The 26960-nt window shown below is 39.3% G+C and carries 30 protein-coding genes and 1 tRNA gene; 17 read left to right on the top strand and 14 right to left on the bottom strand.

The window, feature by feature from the left end:
• The 7 genes from IJF99_RS09485 to IJF99_RS09455 all read right to left on the bottom strand — a co-directional run.
• Positions 1–975 (bottom strand): 50S ribosomal protein L10 (locus tag IJF99_RS09485; RefSeq protein WP_292794649.1); only part of this gene is annotated, 975 nt, incomplete at its 3' end.
• Positions 975–1613, bottom strand: coding sequence for a 50S ribosomal protein L1 (locus IJF99_RS09480; protein WP_292794646.1), 639 nt, complete (start codon positions 1611–1613; stop codon positions 975–977). The genes IJF99_RS09485 and IJF99_RS09480, both read right to left, overlap by 1 nt.
• Before the next feature lie 179 nt (positions 1614–1792).
• The gene (locus IJF99_RS09475) at positions 1793–2275 is read right to left on the bottom strand and encodes a 50S ribosomal protein L11 (RefSeq protein ID WP_292794644.1); all 483 of its coding nucleotides are present in this window, start codon (positions 2273–2275) and stop codon (positions 1793–1795) included.
• The gene (locus tag IJF99_RS09470; protein ID WP_292794642.1) at positions 2275–2745 is read right to left on the bottom strand and encodes a transcription elongation factor Spt5; all 471 of its coding nucleotides are present in this window, start codon (positions 2743–2745) and stop codon (positions 2275–2277) included. The genes IJF99_RS09475 and IJF99_RS09470 overlap by 1 nt, the downstream gene beginning before the upstream one ends.
• A 360-nt stretch (positions 2746–3105) precedes the next feature.
• Positions 3106–3285, bottom strand: coding sequence for a protein translocase SEC61 complex subunit gamma (locus IJF99_RS09465; protein ID WP_292794640.1), 180 nt, complete (start codon positions 3283–3285; stop codon positions 3106–3108).
• A 134-nt stretch (positions 3286–3419) separates the two neighbouring features.
• Positions 3420–4556, bottom strand: coding sequence for a cell division protein FtsZ (gene ftsZ / locus IJF99_RS09460; protein WP_292794637.1), 1137 nt, complete (start codon positions 4554–4556; stop codon positions 3420–3422).
• A gap of 121 nt (positions 4557–4677) precedes the next feature.
• Positions 4678–5250 carry a pyruvate kinase alpha/beta domain-containing protein gene (locus IJF99_RS09455; RefSeq protein ID WP_292794634.1) on the bottom strand — a complete coding sequence of 191 codons (573 nt, stop codon included), beginning with the start codon at positions 5248–5250 and terminating at the stop codon, positions 4678–4680.
• A gap of 71 nt (positions 5251–5321) precedes the next feature.
• On the opposite strand from IJF99_RS09455, the gene IJF99_RS09450 reads away from it, so the two are divergent.
• The 7 genes from IJF99_RS09450 to IJF99_RS09420 all read left to right on the top strand — a co-directional run bounded on the left by IJF99_RS09450 (position 5322) and on the right by IJF99_RS09420 (position 9405).
• The gene (locus IJF99_RS09450) at positions 5322–6176 is read left to right on the top strand and encodes a coenzyme F420-0:L-glutamate ligase (RefSeq protein WP_292794632.1); all 855 of its coding nucleotides are present in this window, start codon (positions 5322–5324) and stop codon (positions 6174–6176) included.
• 127 nt (positions 6177–6303) lie between these two features.
• Entirely contained in the window at positions 6304–6822 is a 519-nt protein-coding gene (gene tfe / locus IJF99_RS09445; protein ID WP_292794630.1) for a transcription factor E, read from the top strand.
• A gap of 5 nt (positions 6823–6827) precedes the next feature.
• Positions 6828–7319: a TIGR00295 family protein gene (locus tag IJF99_RS09440; RefSeq protein WP_292794628.1), complete on the top strand. Its 492-nt coding sequence runs from the start codon at positions 6828–6830 to the stop codon at positions 7317–7319.
• 2 nt (positions 7320–7321) lie between these two features.
• Positions 7322–8230 (top strand): DUF5591 domain-containing protein, encoded by a 909-nt coding sequence (locus IJF99_RS09435; protein WP_292794626.1) that lies wholly within the window; start codon positions 7322–7324, stop codon positions 8228–8230.
• A 53-nt stretch (positions 8231–8283) separates the two neighbouring features.
• The gene (locus IJF99_RS09430; RefSeq protein ID WP_292794623.1) at positions 8284–8568 is read left to right on the top strand and encodes an iron-sulfur cluster assembly protein; all 285 of its coding nucleotides are present in this window, start codon (positions 8284–8286) and stop codon (positions 8566–8568) included.
• Positions 8569–8670: 102 nt separating this feature from the next.
• A tRNA-Ile gene (locus tag IJF99_RS09425) sits at positions 8671–8745 on the top strand.
• Positions 8746–8889: 144 nt separating this feature from the next.
• The gene (locus tag IJF99_RS09420) at positions 8890–9405 is read left to right on the top strand and encodes an amino acid-binding protein (protein ID WP_292794655.1); all 516 of its coding nucleotides are present in this window, start codon (positions 8890–8892) and stop codon (positions 9403–9405) included.
• Here the strand turns inward: IJF99_RS09420 and IJF99_RS09415 are convergent.
• Positions 9399–9662: a HypC/HybG/HupF family hydrogenase formation chaperone gene (locus IJF99_RS09415; RefSeq protein WP_292794620.1), complete on the bottom strand. Its 264-nt coding sequence runs from the start codon at positions 9660–9662 to the stop codon at positions 9399–9401. The two genes, IJF99_RS09420 and IJF99_RS09415, sit on opposite strands and share 7 nt — an antisense overlap.
• A 78-nt stretch (positions 9663–9740) precedes the next feature.
• Here IJF99_RS09415 and IJF99_RS09410 point away from each other — a divergent pair, with 78 nt between their 5' ends.
• A complete protein-coding gene (locus IJF99_RS09410) occupies positions 9741–11042 on the top strand; it encodes an NAD(P)/FAD-dependent oxidoreductase (RefSeq protein ID WP_292794618.1) in 1302 nt (433 codons plus the stop codon).
• A gap of 5 nt (positions 11043–11047) precedes the next feature.
• Here IJF99_RS09410 and IJF99_RS09405 read toward each other — a convergent pair whose 3' ends face one another.
• The 3 genes from IJF99_RS09405 to IJF99_RS09395 form a co-directional block, all read right to left on the bottom strand.
• Positions 11048–12097, bottom strand: a complete 1050-nt coding sequence (locus tag IJF99_RS09405; RefSeq protein ID WP_292794616.1) for a glycosyltransferase family 1 protein — start codon at positions 12095–12097, stop codon at positions 11048–11050.
• A gap of 4 nt (positions 12098–12101) precedes the next feature.
• The gene (locus IJF99_RS09400) at positions 12102–13058 is read right to left on the bottom strand and encodes a cell wall biosynthesis protein (RefSeq protein WP_292794611.1); all 957 of its coding nucleotides are present in this window, start codon (positions 13056–13058) and stop codon (positions 12102–12104) included.
• A gap of 66 nt (positions 13059–13124) precedes the next feature.
• Positions 13125–14186, bottom strand: a complete 1062-nt coding sequence (locus IJF99_RS09395) for an mRNA surveillance protein pelota (protein ID WP_292794609.1) — start codon at positions 14184–14186, stop codon at positions 13125–13127.
• A 59-nt stretch (positions 14187–14245) separates the two neighbouring features.
• Between IJF99_RS09395 and IJF99_RS09390 the strand changes: the two genes are divergently transcribed.
• From IJF99_RS09390 to IJF99_RS09370, 5 genes are all read left to right on the top strand, one after another.
• Positions 14246–15556, top strand: coding sequence for a prephenate dehydrogenase (locus IJF99_RS09390; RefSeq protein WP_292794576.1), 1311 nt, complete (start codon positions 14246–14248; stop codon positions 15554–15556).
• 313 nt (positions 15557–15869) lie between these two features.
• On the top strand, positions 15870–18071 hold the full coding sequence (locus tag IJF99_RS09385) for a CDC48 family AAA ATPase (protein ID WP_292794574.1): 2202 nt from the start codon (positions 15870–15872) through the stop codon (positions 18069–18071).
• Positions 18072–18200: 129 nt separating this feature from the next.
• The gene (locus IJF99_RS09380; RefSeq protein ID WP_292794572.1) at positions 18201–19034 is read left to right on the top strand and encodes a methanogenesis marker 8 protein; all 834 of its coding nucleotides are present in this window, start codon (positions 18201–18203) and stop codon (positions 19032–19034) included.
• 164 nt (positions 19035–19198) lie between these two features.
• Complete coding sequence (locus IJF99_RS09375) at positions 19199–19525, top strand: hypothetical protein (RefSeq protein ID WP_292794570.1); 327 nt, start codon at positions 19199–19201, stop codon at positions 19523–19525.
• Positions 19500–19925 carry a hypothetical protein gene (locus tag IJF99_RS09370; RefSeq protein ID WP_292794569.1) on the top strand — a complete coding sequence of 142 codons (426 nt, stop codon included), beginning with the start codon at positions 19500–19502 and terminating at the stop codon, positions 19923–19925. Before IJF99_RS09375 ends, IJF99_RS09370 begins: the two co-directional genes overlap by 26 nt.
• A 65-nt stretch (positions 19926–19990) precedes the next feature.
• Here IJF99_RS09370 and IJF99_RS09365 read toward each other — a convergent pair whose 3' ends face one another.
• Positions 19991–20638, bottom strand: a complete 648-nt coding sequence (locus tag IJF99_RS09365) for a 3'-5' exonuclease (RefSeq protein WP_292794653.1) — start codon at positions 20636–20638, stop codon at positions 19991–19993.
• A 118-nt stretch (positions 20639–20756) separates the two neighbouring features.
• Here IJF99_RS09365 and thiC point away from each other — a divergent pair, with 118 nt between their 5' ends.
• Positions 20757–22031: a phosphomethylpyrimidine synthase gene (gene thiC / locus IJF99_RS09360; protein WP_292794567.1), complete on the top strand. Its 1275-nt coding sequence runs from the start codon at positions 20757–20759 to the stop codon at positions 22029–22031.
• The gene (locus tag IJF99_RS09355) at positions 22031–23689 is read left to right on the top strand and encodes an ATP-dependent DNA ligase (protein WP_292794565.1); all 1659 of its coding nucleotides are present in this window, start codon (positions 22031–22033) and stop codon (positions 23687–23689) included. The genes thiC and IJF99_RS09355 overlap by 1 nt, the downstream gene beginning before the upstream one ends.
• Here the strand turns inward: IJF99_RS09355 and IJF99_RS09350 are convergent.
• Complete coding sequence (locus tag IJF99_RS09350) at positions 23686–24318, bottom strand: queuosine precursor transporter (RefSeq protein ID WP_292794562.1); 633 nt, start codon at positions 24316–24318, stop codon at positions 23686–23688. The genes IJF99_RS09355 and IJF99_RS09350 overlap by 4 nt on opposite strands.
• 85 nt (positions 24319–24403) lie before the next feature.
• Between IJF99_RS09350 and IJF99_RS09345 the strand changes: the two genes are divergently transcribed.
• Both IJF99_RS09345 and glmM read left to right on the top strand, forming a co-directional pair.
• Positions 24404–24802, top strand: a complete 399-nt coding sequence (locus tag IJF99_RS09345) for an OB-fold nucleic acid binding domain-containing protein (protein ID WP_292794559.1) — start codon at positions 24404–24406, stop codon at positions 24800–24802.
• 64 nt (positions 24803–24866) lie between these two features.
• The gene (gene glmM, locus IJF99_RS09340) at positions 24867–26231 is read left to right on the top strand and encodes a phosphoglucosamine mutase (RefSeq protein WP_292794556.1); all 1365 of its coding nucleotides are present in this window, start codon (positions 24867–24869) and stop codon (positions 26229–26231) included.
• Between the two features lie 174 nt (positions 26232–26405).
• Here the strand turns inward: glmM and IJF99_RS09335 are convergent.
• A partial coding sequence (locus IJF99_RS09335; RefSeq protein ID WP_292794553.1) for a tetratricopeptide repeat protein occupies positions 26406–26960 on the bottom strand: 555 nt, incomplete at its 5' end.

Genomic DNA, 26960 nt, shown 5'->3' with positions numbered 1-26960 from the left:
TTCTTCTTTTTCTTCTTCCTCTTCTTCAACAACTTCTTCTTCTTCAGCCACTTCTTCAACGTCTGGAGCTGCTGCTACAGCAACGTTGGAAAGTTTGTCTGCTAATTTGTCACTTAAAGCACCTTCAACACCAGATACTTCTGATGCTAAAGCTAACATTTTAGCCTGTGCCAAACCAATGATTGGTTCTGAAGTTTCAGCAGTCATGATTGCTCCTGCAACACCGACATTGATTGCTCTGGTGTATGCGAGAGTAATGATAGTTGAAGTTGTTTCTTTAGTAGGAATAGCTGCGTTTACGGATAAGTTGAATGCATTTCTGAATGCATTTTGTACGTCAGCTAATGTTTGTTCTTCGTCGATTGCAAGTACATCGGAAGTGTAAACAGATCCTTCTTCGTATACTGCTTTTAAGTCAATTCCCACTTCCATCGGATTAATATCCAATCTTGTTAAGGTAGCTGCCATCTGTTTGGATACTTCCTCACCGGCTTCTACTACAACGGTACTTTTTTGGATAAAGATTTTTCCGTCTTGTGGTCTAGCAGGAATTCCAACTTGTCCCAATTCACCCATAAATGCGAGGTTGGTTAAACCTGTGTCCCCTTCAGGTACAACAATGTCTTCAGGTGCAATAGCGCCGGCTTTTGCAGGAGCTGAAGTTTTACTGTTTTCCAAAATTTTATATAATTTGAAAGGGTTCATTTCGGTTGCAATAATTGCAATTTGACCATCCATATGTTCGGATAAATCGACAATGTTGGTTTTATCAGCATTACAATCTTCAAGAGCTAAGTCAATGAGATTTTTCTTGGACATTCTGATTACAGCATCCTGTTTGAGATTTTTTCTCATTTCCTGAAGCTGTTTTGCAGGAATGTTCATTAAATCTACAATACCAATAACATCATAGCTATTGATGAGTTCGATTAACTCTTTAACTTCTTCCTTTTTCCATTCAGCAACATGAGCCATTAGATCACCCTCACTACTGGTCCCATAGTTGTTTTTATAAACATGGACTTAATTTGACTTCTTCCTTTTTCTAAATTGCGGTCTAAGACTGTAAGAACAGTTTCAACATTTTCAGCTATTTCCTCGTCTGACATGTCTTGGCTTCCGACAACAACCTGAATACTAGCTTGCTGTTTTACGCCAACTTTGACAGTGTTTTGTAATCTTTCTAAAAGAGGGTCCAGTTTGATACTTGCAGGCACTGGTTTTGGCATTTTTCCACGAGGACCTAATACAGGACCGAGGAATCTACCAACGAGTGGCATCATATCAGCTTGAGCTACTAAGAAATCTACAGAGTTTGCCATTTTTTTGGCGGATTTTCTGTCTTTTCCGAACTCTTCTAAATCTCCTTTATTAATTACAGTGTCAAGACCAGCATCTTTAGCTTGAACAATGAGTTCCCCGTCAGCGATGACTCCGATTTTAACATCTTTGCCACGGCCGTTAGGAAGAGTAACTTCCTCATTAAACCTATTTTCTGGCTTTCTGACATCTAAGTCACGGATATTGATAATAATATCCACAGACTCAGTGAAGTTTCTCGGCTTTGATTGTTCTTTTGCCTCCTTCACCGCGTTAATTACATCTTGTGTCATATTCATCCCCCATGAACGTTATGTTCATTGGATTTTTTTGGTTTCATGAGTATCATTTACAAGAAAAAAATTCTTAAACGATTGCATGAATTAAAAACAGTATATCAATTATAACCGAAATTATAACGTCATATACACTGTCATTATTAACTTTAATTTAATTTTTATATGATTGATATCTATTCTGCAAAGAGATCATCATATTCTCCGGCATCCACATCTTTCTGTGCTTGTCTTGGGTCTTTGCCGTCTACGGAAATTCCCATACTTACACAGGTTCCCATGACTTCTTTGATAGCTGCTTTGTAATCGTTAGCAAGCAATGCATCGAATTTCATTCTTGCGATTTTCAAAGCGGTTTCAATTGGTAAGTCATTTACGATGTCTAAACCTGGTTCGTGTGAACCTTTGTCGATGCCTAATTCTTCTTTGATTAATGAAGTAGTTGGTGGAGTACCGATTTCAATATCGACTTCTTTAGTGTCTCTATCAATCATGACTTTGACTGGCACTTTCATTCCAGCAAAATCAGCAGTTTTTTGATTGATTTCGTCAACCACTTGCATCATGTTAATACCGAAAGGTCCTAAAGCCGGGCCGATTGGAGGTCCTGCAGTTGCGCTTCCACCTTCGATAAGAACTTCGACTGTATCTTTAGCCATCAGTCAGCCTCCTTTTGAATTATTCTAATTTGATCAGCTTTAACAGTAACCGGAATTGGTACTGCAGCTTCTATTAACTCAAGGACGACTTCTTCACGTGATTCATCAATACGAACCACTTTCGCCCTTTCACCTTTGAATGGTCCAGAAATAAGCTCAACAATACTTCCTTTTTGTATGGAGGAAATAATCGGTTCTGGTTTCAAGAATCTTTTTGCTTCATCAAAAGTAATGCCTACACTACCTTCAACAACCCCTCTTAAATGTTGAACTTTTAAGTCAGGGTTTCTGAGATCTATTTTTGTTGAGGATTCAACTAAAATATACCCTTTTAAAGATTCCGGAACAAGGATTGAAGAAATGCCTACGCCATCAATGGTTCTAGCTTTACGAGCCAGGAGTCTGGCTACATTTCTTTCTTGACCTGCAGAGGTCTTAAGAGCATATATGGAACTATTAGATTCTTCCATGAAAAATTCACCTATTTTTAATATTTGACTAAATTAATGAAGATCCACAAAAACGTGGATTCTTAGGTAATTCACAGATGTGAAAATTTACTAAGCGATCCCCTATTCTCCGATAGGTTCAAAATTATCATCCTCTCCAGATAATCTGAAAGGATAAATTCATACATTAAGTTAAAAGTTATTATAAAAGCCATAATTGTTCAAGAAAATAAAAGTCTTGAAAATCAGATTTCTATAATATATTTATCTATAACTATAATAATATATAAACTTTTTCAAAAAACTAGATTTTTGAAACAAAAAGTAAAATTACAAAATTTTATTATAAAAAGTTGGGATCAAAAAAATGAAGAATTGGTTTTATAAACCAATCAATGAACCTAATAAAACTATAACAAAACCGATAACCCCAACGATTAAAACACCTATGGAAACCACTTTAGCCAGTTCCATGTATTCCTTGCCGTCAGGTTTTCTTGATACTTTCAATACTCTTTTACTGTCTTTTATAAATTTATCGAAACTTTCTTGTACGTTCATTTGAATACCCAAAATAAAAAAACTATGAAAAAATCATAATTTAATGAATTATAATAAAATAATAGTAATAAAATAATTTATAACTTAAACATTAATAAATGTTTGCATTTTTGAAAAAAAAATAATAAATGGAATTAGAAGATTCCATCAATGAAATCATCTAATTGATCATTAGCGGACTCTGATTCGGAAGCCTCATCAGCATAATCAATGTCCGGTTCATTATTGATATCGTAGTTGCTTTTAATGCCTGAAACAACCACAGTGGTCCTGACCATGTTTTGGAGACTTTCATCGATTTGAGTACCCCAAATGATATTTGCCTCAGGATCGAGCTTGTCGGCAACAACCTGAACTATTTTTTCAGCTTCATGTAATGTTAAATCTGAACTTCCGGATATGTTTACCAAAGCGCCGGTAGCGTTGGAAATGTCGATATCCAACAATGGGCTGCTTAATGCTTCATGTACGGATTCCAAAGCTCTGTCGCCGGAATCGGATTCTCCCATACCAATCATAGCCATTCCTGAACCGCTCATAATGCTTCTGATATCTGCGAAGTCCAAACTTACAAGACCTTTTTTGGTAATCAGTTCGGTTATTCCTTTAACGGCTCTTCCGAGGATTTCATCGGAAACCATGAAAGCTTTGTTTAAAGGCAAGTTAGGTGCAACTTCCAATAATTTGTCATTAGGAATTACGATAACAGTGTCTGCAGCTTCCTGGAGTTTTTCCAAACCTTGTTCTGCATTTTCTCTTCTTTTAATTCCTTCAGCAGAAAATGGCATGGTAGCAACTGCAACAGTGAGAGCTCCTAATTTTTTAGCTATTTTAGCGATGATTGGAGCTGAACCGGTACCGGTTCCACCACCAAGACCACAGGTGACAAATACCATGTCTGCGCCTTCCAATTCATTTCTGATTTCGTCTTCACTTTCTTCAGCGCATTCTTCACCGACTGTTGGTTCTCCACCTGCACCTAATCCTTTGGAAGTTTGTCTTCCTAAAAGGATTTTCTTACTGGATTGACAGTAAAATAAATCTTGAGCATCGGTATTGACAGCGATTGTTGTTGCTCCTTCGATACCCATTTCGTTTAATCTTGAAATAGTGTTGTTTCCTGCTCCACCAGCACCAACAACAAATATATTAGTTCTAACACCTTGAATAATATTAATAAGATCTTCATCTATGTCTGAAGAGATTTTTTCGGGTGCTTTCTCTTCCATTCTTTGTTCAGATTCTTTGATTGCATCATCTATAAATTTCACGAATTAACCCCACATTCTGCTATTAAAATTAATTGTTAAATATTTCTATCGTAACTATTATATAAATGCACCTACTATTTAAGCATTTAGAAATTATGTGCAATGTTGAAAAATATTAATTTTAGTCCCTAGGCATTGCAATAATTTCATGGAACGTCATGTCAAATAAGTTTTTCGAATTGACAGGAGTCAAAATAACAGCAGTATCGACCCCGTGGGCCCTGCCTCCGATTGCAATTATCTCCTCACCGACTGGAATGAGTCCTGCATCCGCAGCCATGATGGATATTTCGGCTGCCACCTTGACGCCGTGGGAAAACATTCTGAGGGTATCGGCCACTACGTCCAAAGGAGAATATCCTCCATACTTATTGGTTACACCTCTTGCAGCTCCGCTGAATGCATGCAGGCCCTGAAATGTCTTGATTCCGACTTTTTCCAATTCCTCAATCATTTCATCTGAAATGTCTGATTCGTTCTCGCCGCTGAATCCTACGTTGTGGGAAACGTTGACGATTGTAACTTCATCGCCGATAGCTTCATGAAGCTTTAAAGCTGACTGGCCGGTTGAAGAGGCTATCAAAACGTATTTGATGTTTTCAGCCACATCCAGCTTGTCCTTAACGGCCGCAATCAGTTCATCTGTATAATCGTCACCTTGCTTGTCAAAATAGGTTATAAATTTCCTTGCCATGATTTCACCATCAATCTTATAAACTAATTTATGTTATATATAATATAATTAATTTTTTATTTGAGATTTTTATGAGCAATTTAGAAAACATCAAGCACGTAACCAACGGAGAATATATTGTAATTCCAATCGAAACCGGCTACATCAAGCCGAATGATGATTTGAGTGCCATCACAGAACCTGCAAAGGAACTGATGCAGGACGGAGACTATCTGGTGATAGCCGAAACGCCGATTTCTGTTTCACAAAACAGGCTGGTGGATGAGTCAAAATACACACCGTCGCTAAGCGCAAAGTTTCTTACAACCGTCTGGAGCAAGTACCTGTGGGGATATGTTTTCGGACCACTTCTCGGAATCAAGGAAAGGACAATCAAAAACCTAAGAAAACTTCCAAAAGAGACAAATGCCCACAAGGAGGTTGTTCTCCAGCTCTACGGATGGAAGCATGCCTTGAAACCTGCTTCTGAAGCCGGAATCGATTTAAGCAATGCTCCCGGAACATTCGTCTCACTTCTTCCTGAAAATCCCGAGAAGGTCGCAAAGGAAATCAAGGCAGAAATCGGCAAAGACGTCTGCGTGATGATTATAGACACCGACGCCACATACATGAAAAACGGCAAGTATTTCACAGGCCTTCCGATAGCAATAGAAGGCATCGATGCGGACAACGGGTTTTTCGGATATGTTAAAGGACAATTATGCGAGAACATGGGATCAACACCTCTTGGATGCAGCGAAAAGATGAGCGTGGAACATGCCCTTAAAATGGCCAATATAGCCGAGGACTATCAGAAATCACTTTCAACTGAAATGAAAACCATCCACAGTGTTAAAGCGGTGCTCGGCACTGAAATCGATGAGGTCACAGTTGAGGCCCTCGATTCGATAACACATACCCCGGCCGTCATCATCAGAAAACGATAATATAGTCAAACTTTTATAATAAAAAAAACAAAACTAAACATTAATATTAAACTTATCATAATTTATTTTAATTTTTCATTTTCAAAAGAAACTATGATAACCAGTAAAATCAATTAGGGGAAATTAAATGATAAATGATCCATTAGTAAAGACTTTATTAATCAATATTGTTGAAGATGAAAGCAATTTGCCGATTGTTGAAGCATTGATTGACGGCGTTGAAACCGATGAGGAAATTGCCAAAAAAACAGATATCAAATTAAATATCGTTAGAAAAATACTTTACAAACTTTATGACATGGGATTGGCAAGTTATAAAAGAAGTAAAGACCCTGAAACCCAATGGTTTACATATTCATGGAAATTTGAAAAGGATGAAGTCATAAACCGCATCAAAAAGGATTCAGAACAGTACTTGAAAATGCTCAATGACGAACTGGAAAGGGAAGAAAACAATATGTTTTTCATATGCCCACAGGGCCATGTAAGACTTGATTTTGATGACGCTTCCGATTATGAATTCTTATGTCCTGTCTGTATGGAAGAGCTGGAATTCCAGGACAATTCCGCTAACATTAAACAAATCAAAGAAGACCTGAAAATGGTCGAAAGTAATTTTAATTCCTTTAATGAAAAAAACCAATAGATAAAATGGAACTGGAATTACTCAGAAAGGAAAACACTCCTGAAAATGTTATCGAACATTGCATAGCGGTTTGCAGAAAGGCTATGAAAATAGCTTCTAATTTTAAGGAGGCAGACCGTGATTTGATTCGAAAAGGCGCCCTTCTGCATGATATCGGAAGGTCCAAAACCCACGGCATCACCCATGCAATCGAAGGCGTTGAGATTGCAAGAAAATACGGATATGCTGATGACGTGCTAAATATCATTGAAAGGCATATCGGTGCGGGAATCACAAAAGAGGAAGCAAAGGCATTGGGACTTCCCGAAAAGTCATATGTCCCACAGACCCTTGAAGAAAAGATTGTTGCCCATGCGGACAATCTGACAAGCGGAAGTGAGGAAGTTGACATTGATTTTGTAATAGAAAAATGGAGAAGGCAAATACCTGAGCCTGACGATAACATTGAAAGATTAATCAAACTGGATAACGAATTAATAAAAGCTTTTGAGGAATGAAAATGAAAGTGATATGCTCAAGTGAAGAATCCCTGTACCGTCCCGAAGCGGTGAGATGGAGACAGAGAATGGAAATGATGGAACCTTTTGGAGATACTGTAGTTTTATTGCCGTGCAGCATGAAAAAACCCTATTCCAACTCAAAATCACACCAGCAGTTTAGAAAGCTGACAAGGTCATACCAGGAGCTTATCGTAACCTCCCCATTCGGGATTTGTCCAAGAGAACTTGAAAACACCTTTCCGATTCAGTCCTATGACGTCAGCACAACCGGAAAATGGTCTGAAGATGAAATTGAAGAGACCGGAAAGCTGATTGAAAAATACACAAAAGGAAAGGAGATTGTAGCAAATCTCGCAGGAGGATACCTCCAATCAGCAGAGGCTTATCTTGATGATTTTACCAATGTCTGTGTTGATGACAGGCCAACATCACCGCAATCCCTTTATAATTTAAGGATGGAGCTTAAAAACCATAAAAAAATCAACAGAAGGGAAAAGACCTTGCATGAGTTAAGGTCAATTGCAAAATACCAGTTCGGCGAAAATGCGGACAAGTTCATTCCCGACAATGTCAAAACCAAGGGAATGTATCACAAAAAAATCCTATCCAATGGAACCCAGCTGGCAATGCTCAATAAGGATTATGGAATGTATCGCTTAAACTTGCCTGGCGGTGAAATCCTGAAGGATTTGGGCATCCATATTGTAAATATCGATTTTGATTTGACAACAAACACCGTTTTTGCACCTGGAATCGACAAGGCAGACCACAACATCATTCCTAACGACGAAGTCGTTGTGGTTAAGGACGATACCGTTGTTGGAGTCGGCAAGGCCGTTATGACAGGCCGTGAAATGGAGGAATGCAATAATGGTATAGGCGTCAAACTGAAGCACAGAGTAAAATAATTTATATACCATTAGTTTAAAAGTTATATGTACCAAAAATTAGGAGACTATTTATGTCAGAAGATTTAGTGAATGATATTAAAGATGCAGTTTCTGTAATTAACGACCCACACATGGGAGTAAGTATTGTAGAAATGGGCATTGTACAAAACATTACTGTAGACGGAGATCAAGCTGAAATTATCATTAAACCAACCAACCCTGGTTGTATGAGTATCACACGTATTGCTGCTGATGCTAAAATCAAAGCAGAAAGTGTTGAAGGTATTGATAATGCAAAAATCATCGTTGAAGGACATGCTATGGCAGACTCCATTAACGAAATGATTAATAGATAAATTTTTAAAAATCTTATATAATTCTATGTATAACCGAAAGTGTTATATATAGTAATTAATATAAGTATAAGTGTTGACAGTTAACTGTCACATGAATTTCATAGGCTAGTGGCACAGCTTGGTTAGCGCGCTCGGCTGATAACCGGGAGGTCATGGGTTCGAATCCCATCTAGCCTACTTCTAACTATTTTTTAAGACATTTTCATTATATTTGGCAACCCTATCTAAATTTTCGCGAATTTTGAAAACTATTTTTTGCCAAATGAAAATCATTATATGTCACTTTGAACATAATATAACTTGAATGTACAAAAAGTAGGAATGATGATTGAAATGTGGGAAAGAATCAATGAAAAGTTTAAAAAATATCCTGCACGCATGAGGGTTGCAGAAAAAATGATTGAATTGGGCCTCTCCATCAGCGAGGACGGCAAAATATACTGCGAAAACTTAAAGATAAGCGACAAGGCTCTTGCAACAGCCGCTGAAGTTGACAGAAGAGCAATAAAGTCAACCATAGAAATAATACAGGAAGACGAAGAACTCAACAACTTATTCTCAAATATCATTCCTGCCGGAACACTTCTAAAAAACATTGCAAAAAATCTGGAATTGGGAGTCATTGAAATAGAAGTGGGACCTCAAAGCGAAGGAATACTGGCTGCAACAACAGATTTGATTTCAAAAAAAGGAATAGGCATAAGGCAAGCCTATGCTGAAGATACGGAGCTTCAAAAAACTCCAATATTAACAATAATTACAGAAGAGCCTGTTAAAGGCGATTTAATAAACGAATTTTTAAAAATAAAAGGAGTGACAAGAGTATCAATCTATTGATTTCTTTCTAACTCCAGCTGTTTATCTTCTTCTTCAAGGATTTCCAGAAGTTCTTCCCAGGCTTCCAAAGATTCTTTGGCGGCCTCTTCAGTTAATTTTTCAATTGCATAACCTGCATGGATAAGAACATAATCGCCAACTTCGACTTCAGGCAGAAGATCCAGTTTAGCTTGTTGTCTTGCTCCACCGAAGTCTGCATATAACCAGTTTTCTTCTCTATTGATTTCAACGACATGGGCTGGTGCTGCAATACACATGATTTCATCTCCAAAATTTTAATATATACATTATTTACTAAACTGATATTATATAAAATTATCTAAAAGGGTGTTTTAATGGAAAATATTGTTATCGGTTCCGGACCTGCCGGAAGATTAGCTTCCCTCGAGCTCGGAAAACTTAAAGAAAACGTCACATTAATTGAAAAAAATCATATAGCAGGCACATGCCTAAATGAAGGATGCATGGTTATTTGTGCACTGACAGACATTACCAAATTCATTGACCTGTCAAACAAGTTCAACAATTACGGATTCATCAAAAGCCAGCTGGACATCTCATATGAAAAGATAGTTGAAAAGATTGTCGAAACTCAAAAGATGCTGAGAGAAATAAACCAGATGGAAAATGAAAGCGTTGGAAACAACATCATATACGGTGAAGCCAGAATTGAAGGCAGCGAGGTCATTGTAAACAACGAAAGCCTAAGCTATGACAATCTGCTTGTGGCAACAGGCGCTCGCCCATTTATTCCGGATATTAAGGGCAGCGAATATGGCCTTACAAACAAGGACATTTTAAAGCTTGACAAAATCCCTGAAAACTTGAATATCATCGGAGGAGGAATCATAGCATGTGAAATCGCCAATATCTACTCAACCCTTGGAAGCAATGTCAATGTCATTGCAAGATCCAAATTCCTAAAGGAAATCGGAGACAACGCAAGAAGATACATCCTTGAAAAGATCATTCCAAACGTGACAATATATGAGAATACAAGCATTAAAGAGGCGTTTAAAAACAAGGTTTTGACCGAAGACGGCAAGGAACTTGAAGGAACACCTTTTTTTGCAACCGGAAGAACACCGAACAGCGAAATTGCTGAAGGCATAGTCGAGCTTAATGCAGACAGGACCATAAAAGTCACCGAAATGATGAAAACAAGTGCTGAAAACATATATGCCGCCGGAGACGTTACCGGAGGATATCAGCTGACACCGGTAGCAAGGATGGAGGGAATTACAGCTGCAAGAAACATGGCAGGATACTCAAATAAGGTAAGCTATGAGTGCATTCCTCAAACCCTGAGTTTGAATATGGAAGCGAGTTTTGTTGAAAATAAAAAAACCGAATGCAGTGATGATGACAAGGCAACCATAGGAATTCCTGGAATTGCAGGACCGGGTTCATTCTGGAACATACTTGCTGGTGAAACCGGATATACCGAAGTGGAATTCGACAAGAAAAACAACAAAATAAACAGAATCAATTCAATTTCCCCGTCATCAACAAGTGATGTGGCATATTTATCATATCTGATGAGAATGGACTATGACTTGGATGATTACGCTGAATTTTTAGAAATACATCCTTCAACAGATTCAAATTACAAAATAATAAAGAATATGTGGTTATAACACCACTATTCAACTTTTTTTAACATCTTATCCGCCAGGACGTCACCCGCTTCAAGACATAATTTGGCGTATTTTGAAGTATTTTTAGATAAGGATTCGAAATTATCGAATGCATACTGGACGTTTTTTACAACATCATCGACTGAAGATTCCACAATGGCACCCTTAAACACGCCAGCCATATTCTGGTATCTTCCCCATTTTACATGAGTCAATGCGACAATCGGGGTTTCACTGCACAGCGCTTCCTGAAGTGAAACGCCGTCATCGGTTAAGACTGCAAGGTCTGCATATTTAAACAGGTGATTTATCCAGTCAACGTATCCCGCATAGATGATGTTTCTCTTTTCGATTTCATCGAGATACTCGTCATGCAATGGAAGGCCCACCAGGACAAGGTTGAATTCATCTGTAAAATCAGCAACGTGGCAAACCCCATCAATCATTCCCTTAAAAATGGATGATCCTGAAGAAAACACGATTGTCCTTTTGTTTTCATCAAAATCAGGAAATTCCCTTAATTTGGAAAGTCCGACACCCTCATCTCCGTCACCTGCATCCTGCGGCAGAGGATAGAATGACTTATCTGTATTTTTTGGAAGTGTGTCCCATTTGAACTTATCCAAATCCGGAAGTATAAAGCATTCGTTGAATTTAGGACATACCTTGGAGTCCAGCGGTGTTGAAATCAATGAAAATGCCTTTTTTCGAGCAAGTTTGGCGCCTAAAGAACCGACAATAGCTCCTCCACCTAAAATTCCTATGACAAAATCATATTTTTCTCTTCTAATTAGGCCTCTTGCCTTGAATGTTGCGGCAATTAGCTTTAAAGCTCCTTTTGCAGCAGACAGTTTTGTGGCAGCATGGCCTCCCGCCTGAGGAATTGAAATCTTATGCCATGAATAGCCATGCTTTTTAAACAGTATTCCAGGAGCGGACTCGTCAAGTGCAATTTCACAGTCAACTCCACGTTTTTCAAATGATTTGATTAAATTTAAGGCAATGGCGGCATCTCCACCCAATCCTCTTCCGGTTACGACAAGAAGCACTTTCATGGTATTACCTGCCTAACCTTACCGGCTGAGTCTTTTTTGGAACATAACTTTTCGGATGAGCCGCATGCGGATTATACAAAAGCCTTCTAAATCCTAACTTTATCAATAGAGGATGGTCGACCATAGGCTGTTTGTCCTTTAATGTCCATTTTCTAATCATGTCGCCTAATCCACCACCGGTGAGGACATCCATAAAGTAGTCTCCAAATGTCGGGTCCAATAATCTCAAGTTCTGTCTGAAGAATACTTTCAGAGTATTTCTTCTGACAAATGCAATCAGTGAAGTGGTTGCAATGAAAAGTACAATCAAACCAATGAGGCCTCCGGCCAAATAGAATGAGACTCCCAATGCAATGCCGAATACGTGGTTTCCGACTTCTCCAAGCATGATTTTTCCTGAAAAATCAAGAGGACTGTATCCTGCACATACTACAAACAGAAGCAGTGGAGTGTAGATTGCAGGAAGCTCTGCAACTTCCGGAGAACCTATAATCAGCATGATAAGTATTGTTACAACAGACATTATCATTGTAACTATGCATGTTGATCCAGGCTGCATGTCTGAAATGTTGAGCGGCTGAACCATCAGGGCAATCAGAATTGAAGAAACTCCCAATCCTTCAATGAAACCGGCAATCATGACCAGTATTATTCCAATGCCTCTTGACAGCTGGCCCCATTCGATTCCAAATGGAGATTTTTTTCTTCCCATTACGTCGTCGATGATTGCGCATATACCAATGATTAGAATAAGGCTATTGTATCCCGGCAGGAAATACAGTGACAGAATAATGAATGGAATTACTCCAATACCCCTTGGGATTCCACCACGAACATTGGGAAACAGATTTCCCAAATAGCCTCTTTTACCCAGAAACCTGAATATAATGCTTAAAGCATAGGTTCCTATTGCGGATAAAACAAAAACAAAAATCAATGCTATAATTATCGATGCATACATAAAAATCACTGGTTTTAAAAATTCAAATTACTACATATAAATATGATATTTAATGTTATATAAAATTTAAGAAATGTTATATCTTAAAATCGCAGCCATTCCTCCGAGGCTTTCAAGCTGTTTTCCACCTTCATGTTCGCTGCTTATTACCATTACGGTTCCTTTCATGTTTTCAACCATATCCATCAAATCTCCCATGTTTTCGCTGGCCACCTTGGTGTCTAAAATCAGAAGTTCATCCACGGCACCCAGATTGATTGCGTTTTTGACTTCCCTTAAGCCGTAAGCGATTTTGGATGAGTTTTTACCAATTTGCTCGAGCAATCTGTTGACCGCCCCCATTTCAATAGCTACCCTATTCTCGGCGGTCAGTTTCTCGACTGTTCCTTTTTTGAGAACTTCAGCAATTCCGACACGGCCTCCGGAACCTGTCGGCTCTATGATGGATATTTTCGCCAAATCCTTATGCTTTTCCTTTAGATAATCATGGAAATCATTTTTTACAAAGCCCGGACCTGCAATGACAATATTCTGTATCGAATCGAACTTGACGATTGACTCAACTACCTTTTCATAAAACTTGACTATGTTTTTCTGGCGGTTCTTGTCGACTATCCTTTTTCCTGAGACGCTGCCCTTGATTGGGCCGTAGTATTCTATTCCGAACTGTCTCATAAGCCCAAGGGTTGCGGTATCGTCTTCAAGAACAACGATTATTGCGGCCAATTTTTTGGAAGCGTCAATTGCCTGGTTGAGCCTTTTGATAGCCCATTTCGGCCATCTTTCCTTTATGATTGTCAGAGGAGTGTTGAGTTTGACTTCAAGGGTGTGGTGTGATCCAAGAGGAATCAAATCTTCAGGCCCTCTTGTGATGACTCCGGTCAGTCTCAACTTGCCGGTAAATAAATGAAAAGTGATGTTTTCAATGTCCAACCCCAAGTAAAATGTTTTTTTAACTCCCCTGTCGCTTCTAAGCTTATCGCCGGTGTTGTCCTGTATACGGCGGGTGGTTTTGGAAGAGGCATTGTCTCCAACTTCAACTATATGGGAGAGATGCCACAAATCGTCCAGGGTTTCGGGAACCACTTCAATTATTCCCTCTTTAGTATCTTGTTTTATAATCTTCATAGTTTCATCAATAATTTTTCTAGTTAATAATTTATATACTTACTAATTTAAAATAATTAATGATTAAAATGAATGTTGGAATTATTGGAGGTAGTGACGGTTTGGGCAAAACCCTCATCTACTATTTTAGAGACGAATTTGATGTATACATAACCGGAAGAGACCATAAGAAAGGCAGGGCAGTTGCCGAAGAGATGAACGTGAATTATATCGAATCCAATGCGGGCCTTGCAAACATAAGCGACATGCTGGTCATTTCCGTGCCGATACAGCATACCTGCGACGTCATCCGTGAAGTCGCCCCGTTCATGAAGGAAGGCTCAGTCATGGTTGATGTTACATCAGTCAAGGAAGGCCCTTCCAAAACTATGGCAGAGGTCCTGCCGGATTCAATCGAATACATTCCGACACACCCGATTTTCGGTCCGAGAACCACACGCCTTGACAATCAGGTCATTGTACTGACTCCCGATGCGAAAGGCAAATGGTACAGCAAGGTTTATGAGTACCTCAAAGGCAAGAACATGAGGATAATCGAAACCACTGCCGAAAAGCATGATTTCATGATGAGCATCGTGCAGGTTCTAACCCATTTCTCATTCATTTCCACCGCTTCGGCTATTGAAAAGCTTAAGGTGGACATCTCAGAAACCGAAGATTATGAAAGTCCGATTTACAATCTGATGATAGATATGATTGCCCGTATCGTTTCACAGAATCCTTATCTTACATACAACATTCAATCCATGAACACCAACGGACCTAAAGTGCGAAATACCTTTGCGGAAGCGGTAATCGAGCTTAGGGACGCCATCAACAATAAGGACGATGAGAAGTTCATGGACATTGCAATCAATGCGACAAAGCATATGGGAGACATTACAAACGCTTTGGGTAGAAGTGACAAGGCAATAGGTTCCCTGAATTATGAATACGGCATACTTTTTAAATCCATAGGAAAAGAGGTTGGCCTCAAACACATTTACTCAGGAAAAATCCACACAGGAATTCTTGAAAGCGTGGACGGAAAGAGTGCAGTGTTGAAAAAAGGCAGCAAAACCGAGAAACTGCGTATAGCAAACATCAGGATATTGCTCGACGATGAGCTCTACCAGTGGAAAATAGAAAATGAGGACAAAAAGACAGAATCCATAAGCTGCATATTTTCCAAAAACGTACATGTTGAAACCATACAAAAAACCGTGATGAACCTCGGCAACATTATCGATGTCAAATTGATTGACGCCTACAACGGCCCTCAGATTGATGAGGATTCAATAAGCCTGACCTTTGAGGTTACCGCTCTTTCAAAAGCAGACATTGAAAATGTGAAAAATCTCTTTACAGGCTTTGGCGGAATAATAAGGTAATTTGTTTTATAATATGCGAACAAATATTAAACTGTCTAAAAGTAACTAAATCTTCAATTAAGTTATAAAAACTTAATTGCTTCTATTTTTTATAACATCAAATTGATTTCACAATTTTAAAAATATACTGAGTTTATTTGTGAAAATTTCAAAAATAACGCCATAAAAACTGTTTTTAAAAAATCATCAAAACCGAAACCTTTATATAGTAAAACATACACAGATATGTTTGTCAATAAAGTTACAAAAAGTAACAAAAAGATTTGACACATTACAATTACATACATTACAGCCATAAAAGGAGATGATAGAAATGGCAGAAAATGAAATCACACTAAAAGTTGCAGAAGCAATTTCCCAAAAGGATGTCGGTCAAGGGGTTGCAAGACTTGATCCAAACGTCATGGACGATTTAGATATCAAAGAAAGAGATCTAATCGAAATCGTTGGAGAAAGAAGAACTGCAGCAATCGCTCTTCCTTCCCAAACCGATATCGGACTTGGAGTAATAAGAATCGATGGGCTAGTTCGTAAAAATTCAGGAGCAACCATCGGAGGAGAAGTAACAGTCAAAAAAACCAAAGCGACCGAAGCAAAAAAGGTTGTTCTGGCTCCTATTGAAAATAACATCCGTGTACAGGGAGATGTGCGCGGTTTATTTGCCGGAAAGGTAATGGTTCAAGGTGACATTATCGGATCACAAATCAGAGCACCAAGGCCAAGCATGAACAGAGGATTCAACAGCCTCTTTGATGAACTGATGGACTTTACACCGGCAATGAAAGAAATCAAATTTGCAGTAGTGTCCACAAACCCGAAAGACATCGTCATCGTAGGGCCTAATACAGAAGTCCAGCTTCACGAAAGCCCTGTTGACGTAAGCAAAATCGAAGGTGTCGGAAACCTTGTGGACGTAAGCTATGAAGACATCGGCGGACTTAAAGAAGAGGTTAAAAAAGTAAGGGAAATGATTGAAATCCCACTTAAAAGACCTGAACTCTTTGAAAAATTAGGAATCGCACCTCCAAAAGGAGTACTGATGCATGGTCCACCAGGTACCGGTAAAACATTGCTTGCAAAAGCGGTGGCAAGCGAAAGTGACGCTCACTTCATCGCAATAAACGGACCTGAAATCATGAGCAAATACGTAGGCGGATCTGAAGAAAACCTGAGGGAATACTTTGAGGAAGCTGAAGAAAACTCACCTTCAATCATATTTATAGATGAACTGGATGCAATCGCACCAAAAAGAGAGGAAACCAACGGAGAAGTTGAAAGAAGAACCGTTGCTCAACTTTTAACTTTAATGGATGGTCTCAAATCCCGTGGCCAGGTGGTTGTCATCGGTGCAACAAACAGACCTGATTCCCTTGATCCGGCTTTAAGAAGGCCTGGAAGATTTGACAGGGAAATCGAAATCGGAGTGCCTGACACCGAAGAGAGAAAAGAAGTGCTTGAAATCCACACAAGAAACATGCCTCTTGCAGAGGATGTTGACCTTGAAAAAATAGCCAGCACAACCCACGGTTTTGTTGGAGCAGACCTCGAATCATTATGTAAAGAAGCGGCAATGAGAGTAGTCAGAAGAATATTGCCTGAAATCCAAAACGATGAGGAAATCCCAAAAGAAGTTATGGAAAAAATCGTGGTAAACGGCGACGACTTCAAAAATGCCCAAAAGGAAATCCAGCCTTCCGCACTCAGAGAAGTACTGGTTCAAATCCCAGACATCAAATGGGACGATATCGGAGGTCTTGAAGATGTTAAACAGGAGCTTAAAGAAGCAGTTGAATGGCCTTTAAAACATCCTGACACATTCCAACGCCTTGGAATAAGACCACCAAAAGGAACCCTGCTTTACGGAATTCCTGGAACCGGAAAAACCCTGCTTGCAAAAGCTGTGGCAAGCGAAAGTGAAGCAAACTTCATCTCTGTAAAAGGTCCGGAACTTCTGTCCAAATGGGTTGGAGAATCTGAAAAAGGCGTCAGAGAAGTGTTCAGAAAAGCCAAACAGGCAGCGCCGACCGTGATCTTTTTCGATGAAATCGATGCAATAGCCAGCGCACGCAGCGGAAATGACACTGACAGCGGTGTTACAAAAAGAGTTGTAAACCAATTATTAACCGAAATGGACGGTTTGGAAGAACTTGAAGACGTTGCAATCATAGCTGCAACCAACAGACCGGACATTTTAGATGCAGGCTTGATGAGACCTGGAAGATTTGACAGACACATACAGGTCAAAGAACCGGACGAAGAAGCAAGACTTGCCATCTTTGAAGTACATACCAAAAACATGCCTCTATCAAAAGACGTGGATCTTAAAAAACTTGCCAAACAGACTGACGGATATGTCGGAGCAGACATAGAATCAGTTTGCCGTGAAGCAGCAATGCTCACACTAAGAGACAACCTCGAAGCTAATGAAATCCCAAACAAAAACTTCAAAGAAGCAATCGAGAAAGTGAAGCCTGGAAACAGCACACCGGATGAACAGTTAGTTCAATACATGTAAGGAAGAAACCCCCGAATTTCTTCCTTTCCTCCTATTTTCATTTTAAAGAATTTAACCATATTAATGTGGGGAGAACCGACACTCCCCACCCTCCAAAATATAAATACTATTTTTGACAATATTTCAATCATGAGCGAACATATTATTGAAGCATTGGGATTGAGCCGAATTACCGTTAAAGACGGCAAAGTCGTTAGCGTCAGCGAACCTGAAGTCGAATACTGTCCTCTGTTTGACCACCATCGAGGAATCAAAAAGCTCACCAAAGAGGTTATTGAAAAAAACATACAATTCAGAATCGATGATTTTGGAATGTGCACTCCAAACAGACAATTGAGAATGAAAGACTTCCTAAACTTTGGAATATCAGAAATAATGTGCACACTGCTTGATGAGGAAGTCATTGACTGCGTCGTGATGGTTCTTGAAGGCTGTGGAACACTGATTGTAAATGAACCCGAACTGGTTCAGGGAATTGGAGGACGGGTTTCAGGCCTTGTAAAAACAAGCCCCATACCAGAATTGATTGAAAAAATCGGTAAAGAAAATATAGTTGATCCTGAAACTGCCACCATAAACCAGATTGAGGGAATCAAATTGGCAATTTCAAAAGGATTTAAAAATATTGCTGTTACAGTTGCCCTTGCAAGCGATGCTGAAGAAATTAAAAAACTGAAACAGGAAAATCCAGACGTCAACATTTACGTTTTCGTTGTCCACACATCCAAAAGAACCCCTGAAGAGGCAAGAGCCCTATTTGACATATGTGACGTTGCAACAGCATGCGCCTCAAAAAATATACGTGAAATCGGCGAGGCGGAAAGCATTAAAATCGTTGGCCAATCAATACCTATTTATGCAAGAACCGAAGACGGAAAAAGGTTTTTGGAAATGCGTTTGGAAAAAATCGGCGGAGAAAAACCTAAAAAGGACAACCCTGATTTGCCTTACCCATTAATTTGAAAATTGCTTTGAGTCTGTAAAATTGCTTTAGGTCTTGAAAATTGATGTAAGTTCGTTAATTTTAATTTAGAGAATATAGATTAGTTTATATACTTGTTAGTCCAATAGTATTAGTGTGGCAGACAAAATACAATTTTTCCAAATTGTAAAAAAAGGTGAAAACAATGATATCCAGTGACTGTAACGGCACACTTATGTTTCCATCTGAAAGCGAAACCATTAAAAACGACGCATTTCTAACTAAACTTGAAAAAAAAGTCGTCTCATTAAGTGAGAAATATGGCCTAGGCGAAGTACTGTTCATGGAAAGAAATCCTAGAAACATCAATTCTTCAGATACATTCATCATTAGAGTACCTGAAGACTGGTCAAGTGAAATGATATTTGATGTATGGGAACCAATTGCTTTTGAAGTGCATGACTTCGCTAGAAAAGAAGGAATAAAAAATCTAGCCGAAATATGTCATGTTTCTGTTTCAAATAGATACTGAGGTAATCAACATGGCCCATGCATTCGTACCTCAACATCTACTTGATCTCGCAGAATACTTAAAAAAATGCGAAATTTCAGATGAAAACTACGATTTGCAATGCATACATAGAACAATAATTAACAGAGCATATCTTTCTACATATCTACATACAGAAGAATGGATAATAAACAATGGCAAGTTTAATAATATTCGAGAGTATTCTGAAAAACCTATCGGATACCATAAGGCAATTTGCATAGCATTGGCCCTTTTAAACAAGCAACAACTAAGTGAAATCTACGAAGATTTCATCAAATTAAGATCTGATGCAGATTACAATATTGTAAGAATCATCAACTCAGAAGATGCTCAAAAAGCTTTGGATTTGGCTTACAAAATTCAAAATGCATTGCAGTAAAAAACTATTTTTTTTAAAATCTCCAATCAAACAAAAAGCAATATTGATATTAGATAGAAACTATATTATCTCCTTGGCAAAATTCTATCCTCAGGCAATTTCCCATAATTGTGATAAGGCTGAGCCTTATATGTTATGAACGGGAACCTGAGTCCGCTGACACCGTATTTCGGATTATAGCCAAAAATACAAATGTACTCTTTCAAGTCGTCACGCTCCCTTTTCATTGCCAATGTCAAATCATACAATGCTTTTGTATCATCAATTGCCCTGTGAAAATTAACTGTTTTTAGATTATAATGCTTTACACCATCAATCAGCTTGTGAGGATATTCCTTTCTGTCCTTTAAAACTGTCAATGTATCCAGCCACTCAACATTTTCCACGATTTCATGAGCCTCGTCGGGAAAGTGCCTGCTCAGGAGATTGAAAACGAATGACAAATCGAATTGGGTGTTGTGGGCCACCATCAGCGTGCCTGGAGTGAGCCTTTCTTTTATGTGATAGGCTACGGTTTCCTCATCCAAACCCTCATTTTTCAACATGTCATTTGTAATGCCAGTAATTTCAGTGATTCTAGGCGGAATGGCTCCTATGTTTACGAATTCATCATAATCCTCTACAATTTTGCCATCCTCAACTATCAACATTGCAAGCTCGATGATTTTGCAGTCACGGCAATCAAGCCCGCTTGTTTCGGTATCAAAAAATATAACTCTAATATTAAAATCCTCCCACTGATTAATATTATGTATTCACTATATTAAAAAAGTAATTCTATATACTTGAAAGGACAATATTATTAATGATTAGTCAACTCGAGGGATAACATTGACTCAGAAAAGTGAAGCTCAAAAGGGCAACATCACTCCGGAAATGGAATATGTTGCAGAATATGAAAATATTGATGTAAATAAACTAGCTAGATTGATTGATAAAGGATTAGTTGTAATTCCTAAAAACATTAACGGCCACTCAAAACCGTGCGGTATCGGTGAAGGCCTTAAAACAAAAATAAATGCCAATATAGGTTCATCATCAAAAATCGATGATATCGAGCTTGAAATAAACAAGGCAAAATTGGCCCAGGAATACGGCGCCGACGCATTGATGGATCTCTCAACAGGTTCTGATTTGAAGAATTTCAGAGAAAAGATCATGGACGCTGTCGACATTTGTATCGGAACCGTTCCTATTTATGAGGCAGGAGTCGTAACTCTTGGAAAAAACAGGGAAATCATCGACATGGACCCTGACGATATATTCAAGGCAATTGAAAACCAGGCCAAAGAGGGAGTGGACTTCATGACGCTCCACTGCGGAATTACAAAGGACCTTGTTGAAAAACTGAAAAACCAGAACAGGATGATGGGAATAGTAAGCCGTGGAGGAACATTCATGGCATCATGGATTAACCACAATGGCCAGGAAAACCCATTGTATGAAAATTACGATTATCTTTTAGAGCTATCTTATGAATACGACATTACGCTATCCCTAGGTGACGGCCTCAGACCGGGCTGTCTTGCAGATGCAAGCGATATCCCTCAAATTCAAGAGCTTGTAAATCTCGGAGGACTTGTCAAAAGAGCACAGGACGCAAACGTTCAGGTGATGGTTGAAGGTCCGGGACACATGCCATTAAATCAAATAAAGGCAAACATGGAAATCCAGAAAACAATATGTCACGGCGCTCCATTTTATGTATTGGGACCGCTCGTAACAGACATTGCCCCTGGATATGACCACATCACAGGAGCCATCGGAGGAGCGATAGCTGCAACTGCCGGAGCAAATTTCCTGTGTTACGTAACCCCTGCAGAGCACCTGTCACTTCCAAGCCTTGAAGACGTAAAAGAAGGAGTTATAGCATCAAAGATTGCGGCCGAAGCGGCAGATGTTGCAAAGGGACTTGACTCAGCATGGGACCGTGAAAGGGCAATGGCCAAAGCAAGAAGGGAATTCGACTGGGAAGCCCAGTTCAATTTAGCATTAGATAAATCCAAGCCTAGAAAATACCGTGACAAATGCGAACTTGACGATAACGAGATGTGTGCAATGTGCGGAGAATACTGTGCCGTGAAAATTGCCAAAGGTGATTTCTAATGAAATATCAGGAACTTGTGGATGTCTATTCAGCGCTTGAGGCAACAACAAAAAGGCTTGAAAAGACAGAAATAATCTCAGAATTTCTAAAAAAACTGGATTCAGACACCATAGAAAAAGTGGGACTATTGATTTTAGGAGTCGTATTTCCGGCATGGAGTTCAGAGGAAATTGGAATCGGAGGAAAACTGGTTGAAAGGGCAGTGGCTGAAGCCGTCGGAACAACACAGGCCGCCGTTGAGGATGCGGTTCGTGACGAAGGAGACATCGGCCTTGCATGCATCAAGCTGTATGCCAAAAAATCCCAGATGACATTTTTCTCACAACCCCTTACAATCGATTTCGTATTCAACAGCCTTCGCAAACTGTCCCAAATTTCAGGGTCAAGATCAACCAACCGCAAAATTGCCATCATATTGGAATTGTTATCCCAGGCCAGCGCAACAGAAGCCAAATATCTGACAAGAACAATTACAGAAGAGCTTAGAATCGGTGTTGGAGACGGAGTGGTAAGAGACGCAATAGCCCAGGCCTTTGACATCGACAAAAAGATTGTTGAAAGGGCACAGATGCTTACAAATGACTTTTCCGTTGTTGCAAGAACCGCAAAAGAGGAGGGTGCTGAAGGCCTTGAAAAACTTAACCTGACACCCGGAACACCTGTAAAGCCTATGCTTGCACAGCTTGCACCGCCTTTGGATGAAATCATACCTGAAATGGGCTGTGCGATTTGTGAGACCAAATACGACGGAATCAGATTGCAGGTTCACAGAAACGGCGATGAAATCAAGATATTTACACGCAGACTTGAAAACATCACCCCCGCACTTCCTGAAATCGTCGAGCTTTTTGACGAAAACCTGCCCCATGAGGACTACATCGTGGAAGGTGAAGTGATAGCTACAAGAAACGGCAAGCCTCTGCCTTTCCAGAACATCCTGCACAGAGTAAGGCGAAAACACAATGTGGAAGAGGCAATGGAGAATGTTCCATTGAAATTATTCCTGTTTGACGTATTGTACTACAAGGTTCCGATGATTGACGAGCCTCTCAAAAAAAGGCGTGAAATCCTTGAAGAGATTGTGGACACATCAGTTGATGAGATGAACCTGAGTACAATGAAAGTGGGAACCCCCGAAAACATTGCAGAACTTCAGGAGCTCTTTGAAACCTCCATTGACGGAGGCCATGAAGGAATCATGATTAAGGACTGCAAGGAACCCTACATTCCAGGACTTAGAGGCAAAAAGATGCTCAAATACAAGGCAGAGCCTGAAACCCTGGATATGGTAATCGTTGGAGGAACATACGGAATCGGAAAAAGAGGAGATTTCGTCGGATCATACCTGGTGGCACTTAGAGATGAAAACGACGACTTTAAAACCGTCGCATATGCAGCAACAGGTCTTGACGATGCCACTTTGGAATATCTCACCGGCAAAATGAAGGAGCTTGAAATATCAACAAAAGGCCGTGAAATCAAGGTGGAACCTAAAATAGTTCTCGAAATTGCATTTTCAGAAATCGTCGAATCTCCGGAATATGAAACAGGATACTCATTAAGGTTCCCTGTCGTCAAAAATATAAGAAAGGATAAAAGCCCGATGGATGCGGATACCGTTGAAAGACTTATATCCATGTACAATACCGGAAACTAGTTGTCGGGAAGCGCCTTAACGGCCCCGATAACATATCTTGTTAAAGGATAGACTATCATTTCATATATTGTCTTAAACAGTGCCTGTGCCACAATCATTAAAATGAGTGCTTCAAAGGGCATTGTTCCTAAAAATGCGATGAAAATGAAAATTATTGCATCAAGACCTTCACCGAACAGTGTTGAAACGATGCATCTTAAAAACAGCTTGTCATCATCCCATTTTTTCATTACAACCATCATTTTGGCATTGACAAGAGAGCCCACCAGATAAGCAACGAAACTTGCAACCAGCAATCTGAAAGTAGATCCCAAAACCACACCAAAAGCATCTGAATTTTCAAAAAACACCGGTGCCGGAAGCATGATTGTTATGTTATAGCATATTACGGCAACAAGATTCATTAAAAATCCCAACAAGATTACCTTTCTTGCCTTTTCATAGCCGTACACTTCAGCGAGAACATCATTTACTATGTAGATTATCGGAAATATGATGACTCCGCAGGGAAGGGTGAATGAGAAAAAGTCGAATGTCTTACCTGCGATGATATTTGATACAATCAGTGAGGCGGTAAAAATGCCGGTAAGCATTGCATAAAGTTCAGTTTTTGTAAGATTTTCAAACATACTAATACTATATTTACACTCCTAATTAAATTTTACAAGTTGAAATCCTATCGACTATTTTTAACATGACTGACAATGAAAAGATATGGAAATTACAGACGACAAATTACTGAGAATAGCTTTGATTACCTCACTTATTGGAATAATCGGCCTGATTATATTTACGCCAACGATTGAAGTTAAAAAAGTGAAAATAGAAGACATAAATCGAGGGATGATTGATGAGGAGGTGTGTATTGACTGCGTGATTACAGACATTGCATCATCAGCCTCCAAAAGCAGCTATTTTCTAACTATAAACGACGGGACGGGCCAGATGTCTCTGGTAATCTTTGAAAGGCAGGCGGCAGAAATTCAATCGAATAGCTTTGACATTGAAGACTTTAAAAATAAGAAGGTTGAAGTTACAGGCAAAATCACCGAATACAATTCCGAACTGGAGGTGATTTTATCAAGTGGAGATGGCCTAAAAATAACCGGTTAACAAATATCTTTTTATTTATCAAAAGACAAAAATCATTATATTAAAATGTATAGGAAACAATAACATGTCTGATAAAAAAAGATTATTTGGAACTTTTGGAGTTAGAAGAACCGCAAATGACGTTTTGACTCCTGAGTTTGCATCAAGACTGGCAGCCTGCTACGGTACACAGATTAAGGGAACCGTAGCTGTTGGAGGAGACCCAAGAACATCCACACCAATGCTAAAAGAAGCAGTCAAAGCTGGACTTTTATCAAGCGGATGTGACGTGGTGGATTTAGGAATTTTACCTACACCCGGTGTTCAATATGCAGTTCGCAAATACTATGACGGCGGAGTAATGATTACCGCTTCACACAACCCTCCGAAATATAACGGACTTAAGTTTTTAGATGAATTCGGTATCGGAATACCTGATGAAATGGATTTGGCCATTGAAAAACTGTACTTCGATGAGGAACCGGACAGAGTTCCTTTCCATGAAATCGGCCAGATTTATCACAATGACAAAATCATAGAGGAATATGTTGACGAAGCAGTCTCAAAAGTGGACGTGGAGGCAATTCGCGATGCTAAACTTAAGGTGGTAGTGGATTGCGGATCCGGAGCCGGATGCTACACCGCACCATACCTTATAAGAAAGCTCGGCTGTGAAGTGACAACCCTCAACGCTCAGCCGGACGGATTTTTCCCAGGCCGTGACCCTGAACCTATTGAAGAAAACCTGCAGGAACTAATCAGCGTTGTAAAGGAATTGGGCGCAGACATCGGTCTTGCACACGACGGTGACGCTGACAGAACCATATGCATTGACGAGAAGGGAAATTTTGTTCTGGGAGATAAGACATTCACCCTTGTCGAAAAGCAGATGCTTAAGGAAAACGATGGAGGAATCATCGTAACTACCGTTGCAACTTCCCAGGCAATTTATGACGTTGCAGAAGAATACAACGGTGAAGTAATAGCTACTGCAGTTGGAGATTTGCTTGTTGCACGCAAACTCAAGGATGAAGACGGACTATTCGGAGGAGAGGAAAACGGAGGACTTATCTTTCCGGACTTTGTTTACGGAAGAGATGCTGTTATGACCGTTGCCAAAATCCTCGAAATCGTTGCAAAAGAGAAAAAGCCTTTATCCGAACTTGTGGCGGAACTTCCTGTATATTATGCCAAAAAGATGAAAATCGAATGTCCTGACGATGAAAAGGAATTTGTAATGTCAAGCATTGCAGATGAAATCAAAAGCACTACAGATTTCAAACTGGACTTAACAGACGGTGTTAAAATCCTAAAAGATGATGGCTGGGTAATCATCAGACCATCAGGAACTGAACCAATATTCAGATGCTTTGCGGAGTCCGACTCACAGAAGAAAGCTGATGAAATGACAGATTGGGGAATCAGTCTAATCAAAAAATACAAAAAATAATCAACACGAAAACCATCACCGATTTTGTTTTAATTATATTGAATACAAATATAATTAAAACTAACCTTACCTTAAAAACTACTTGAAATTTTATAGCTATTTTTAAAATAATCTATGATGATTAGAAAATAAACAAAATAAAATAATGCCATCTACATTAAAAAATGCAAATGTCTAAAAGTTTTCCAAACATTCTTCTTTCAAGAAAAATGCATCCTCATTATCAGGGTTTCGAAGCAATACCTTGTTGAAACTATCAACAGCTTCTTCAAACTTACCCAATTCCATTAAAACAACACCCTTGTTAAGTAAAAAGTCAATATTGTATTTTTCTAAAGATATTGCTTTGTTAAAGCATTCCAATGCCTCATCAAATTTACCCAAATCAATGTAAGCATTTCCCATCCTGTTGATGGCACTTGCATCCATTTCGGAATCATCCAGACATACTTCAACGGCCTTGTCAAATGATTTGATGGCTTCTTCAAGCTGGCCCATGTCAGTCAGCAGATTGCCCCTTGCATTCCAGACTTCAGGGTTTTCCCCGTCAATGACAATGAGCTTATCATAAACCCTTAATGCAGCGTCATATCTTCCAAGCATCTCTAAAATAAATCCTCTCCAATATAAAACTATAGGACTGCTTGGACGATAATTATAGGCAATTGTACTTGCCTTGTATGCCTCTTCGATTCTGCCAGCATTAAGAAGGGCAATAGCCTTGTTGTT

Origin of the sequence: Methanobrevibacter sp. (assembly GCF_017406825.1) — an archaeon.
Lineage (GTDB): Archaea > Methanobacteriota > Methanobacteria > Methanobacteriales > Methanobacteriaceae > Methanocatella.
This window is presented reverse-complemented; position numbering and strand designations above follow the sequence as displayed.

What these genes read in the sequence shown, in the direction of transcription:
- IJF99_RS09480 (WP_292794646.1), bottom strand. Translation starts at nt 1,613, where the DNA reads ATGACACAAGATGTAATTAACGCGGTGAAGGAGGCAAAAGAACAATCA.
- IJF99_RS09475 (WP_292794644.1), bottom strand. Translation starts at nt 2,275, where the DNA reads ATGGCTAAAGATACAGTCGAAGTTCTTATCGAAGGTGGAAGCGCAACT.
- IJF99_RS09470 (WP_292794642.1), bottom strand. Translation starts at nt 2,745, where the DNA reads ATGGAAGAATCTAATAGTTCCATATATGCTCTTAAGACCTCTGCAGGT.
- IJF99_RS09465 (WP_292794640.1), bottom strand. Translation starts at nt 3,285, where the DNA reads ATGAACGTACAAGAAAGTTTCGATAAATTTATAAAAGACAGTAAAAGA.
- IJF99_RS09455 (WP_292794634.1), bottom strand. Translation starts at nt 5,250, where the DNA reads ATGGCAAGGAAATTTATAACCTATTTTGACAAGCAAGGTGACGATTAT.
- IJF99_RS09450 (WP_292794632.1), top strand. Translation starts at nt 5,322, where the DNA reads ATGAGCAATTTAGAAAACATCAAGCACGTAACCAACGGAGAATATATT.
- tfe (WP_292794630.1), top strand. Translation starts at nt 6,304, where the DNA reads ATGATAAATGATCCATTAGTAAAGACTTTATTAATCAATATTGTTGAA.
- IJF99_RS09440 (WP_292794628.1), top strand. Translation starts at nt 6,828, where the DNA reads ATGGAACTGGAATTACTCAGAAAGGAAAACACTCCTGAAAATGTTATC.
- IJF99_RS09435 (WP_292794626.1), top strand. Translation starts at nt 7,322, where the DNA reads ATGAAAGTGATATGCTCAAGTGAAGAATCCCTGTACCGTCCCGAAGCG.
- IJF99_RS09430 (WP_292794623.1), top strand. Translation starts at nt 8,284, where the DNA reads ATGTCAGAAGATTTAGTGAATGATATTAAAGATGCAGTTTCTGTAATT.
- IJF99_RS09420 (WP_292794655.1), top strand. Translation starts at nt 8,890, where the DNA reads ATGATGATTGAAATGTGGGAAAGAATCAATGAAAAGTTTAAAAAATAT.
- IJF99_RS09415 (WP_292794620.1), bottom strand. Translation starts at nt 9,662, where the DNA reads ATGTGTATTGCAGCACCAGCCCATGTCGTTGAAATCAATAGAGAAGAA.
- IJF99_RS09410 (WP_292794618.1), top strand. Translation starts at nt 9,741, where the DNA reads ATGGAAAATATTGTTATCGGTTCCGGACCTGCCGGAAGATTAGCTTCC.
- IJF99_RS09405 (WP_292794616.1), bottom strand. Translation starts at nt 12,097, where the DNA reads ATGAAAGTGCTTCTTGTCGTAACCGGAAGAGGATTGGGTGGAGATGCC.
- IJF99_RS09400 (WP_292794611.1), bottom strand. Translation starts at nt 13,058, where the DNA reads ATGTATGCATCGATAATTATAGCATTGATTTTTGTTTTTGTTTTATCC.
- IJF99_RS09395 (WP_292794609.1), bottom strand. Translation starts at nt 14,186, where the DNA reads ATGAAGATTATAAAACAAGATACTAAAGAGGGAATAATTGAAGTGGTT.
- IJF99_RS09390 (WP_292794576.1), top strand. Translation starts at nt 14,246, where the DNA reads ATGATTAAAATGAATGTTGGAATTATTGGAGGTAGTGACGGTTTGGGC.
- IJF99_RS09385 (WP_292794574.1), top strand. Translation starts at nt 15,870, where the DNA reads ATGGCAGAAAATGAAATCACACTAAAAGTTGCAGAAGCAATTTCCCAA.
- IJF99_RS09380 (WP_292794572.1), top strand. Translation starts at nt 18,201, where the DNA reads ATGAGCGAACATATTATTGAAGCATTGGGATTGAGCCGAATTACCGTT.
- IJF99_RS09375 (WP_292794570.1), top strand. Translation starts at nt 19,199, where the DNA reads ATGATATCCAGTGACTGTAACGGCACACTTATGTTTCCATCTGAAAGC.
- IJF99_RS09370 (WP_292794569.1), top strand. Translation starts at nt 19,500, where the DNA reads ATGTTTCTGTTTCAAATAGATACTGAGGTAATCAACATGGCCCATGCA.
- IJF99_RS09355 (WP_292794565.1), top strand. Translation starts at nt 22,031, where the DNA reads ATGAAATATCAGGAACTTGTGGATGTCTATTCAGCGCTTGAGGCAACA.
- IJF99_RS09350 (WP_292794562.1), bottom strand. Translation starts at nt 24,318, where the DNA reads ATGTTTGAAAATCTTACAAAAACTGAACTTTATGCAATGCTTACCGGC.
- IJF99_RS09345 (WP_292794559.1), top strand. Translation starts at nt 24,404, where the DNA reads ATGGAAATTACAGACGACAAATTACTGAGAATAGCTTTGATTACCTCA.
- glmM (WP_292794556.1), top strand. Translation starts at nt 24,867, where the DNA reads ATGTCTGATAAAAAAAGATTATTTGGAACTTTTGGAGTTAGAAGAACC.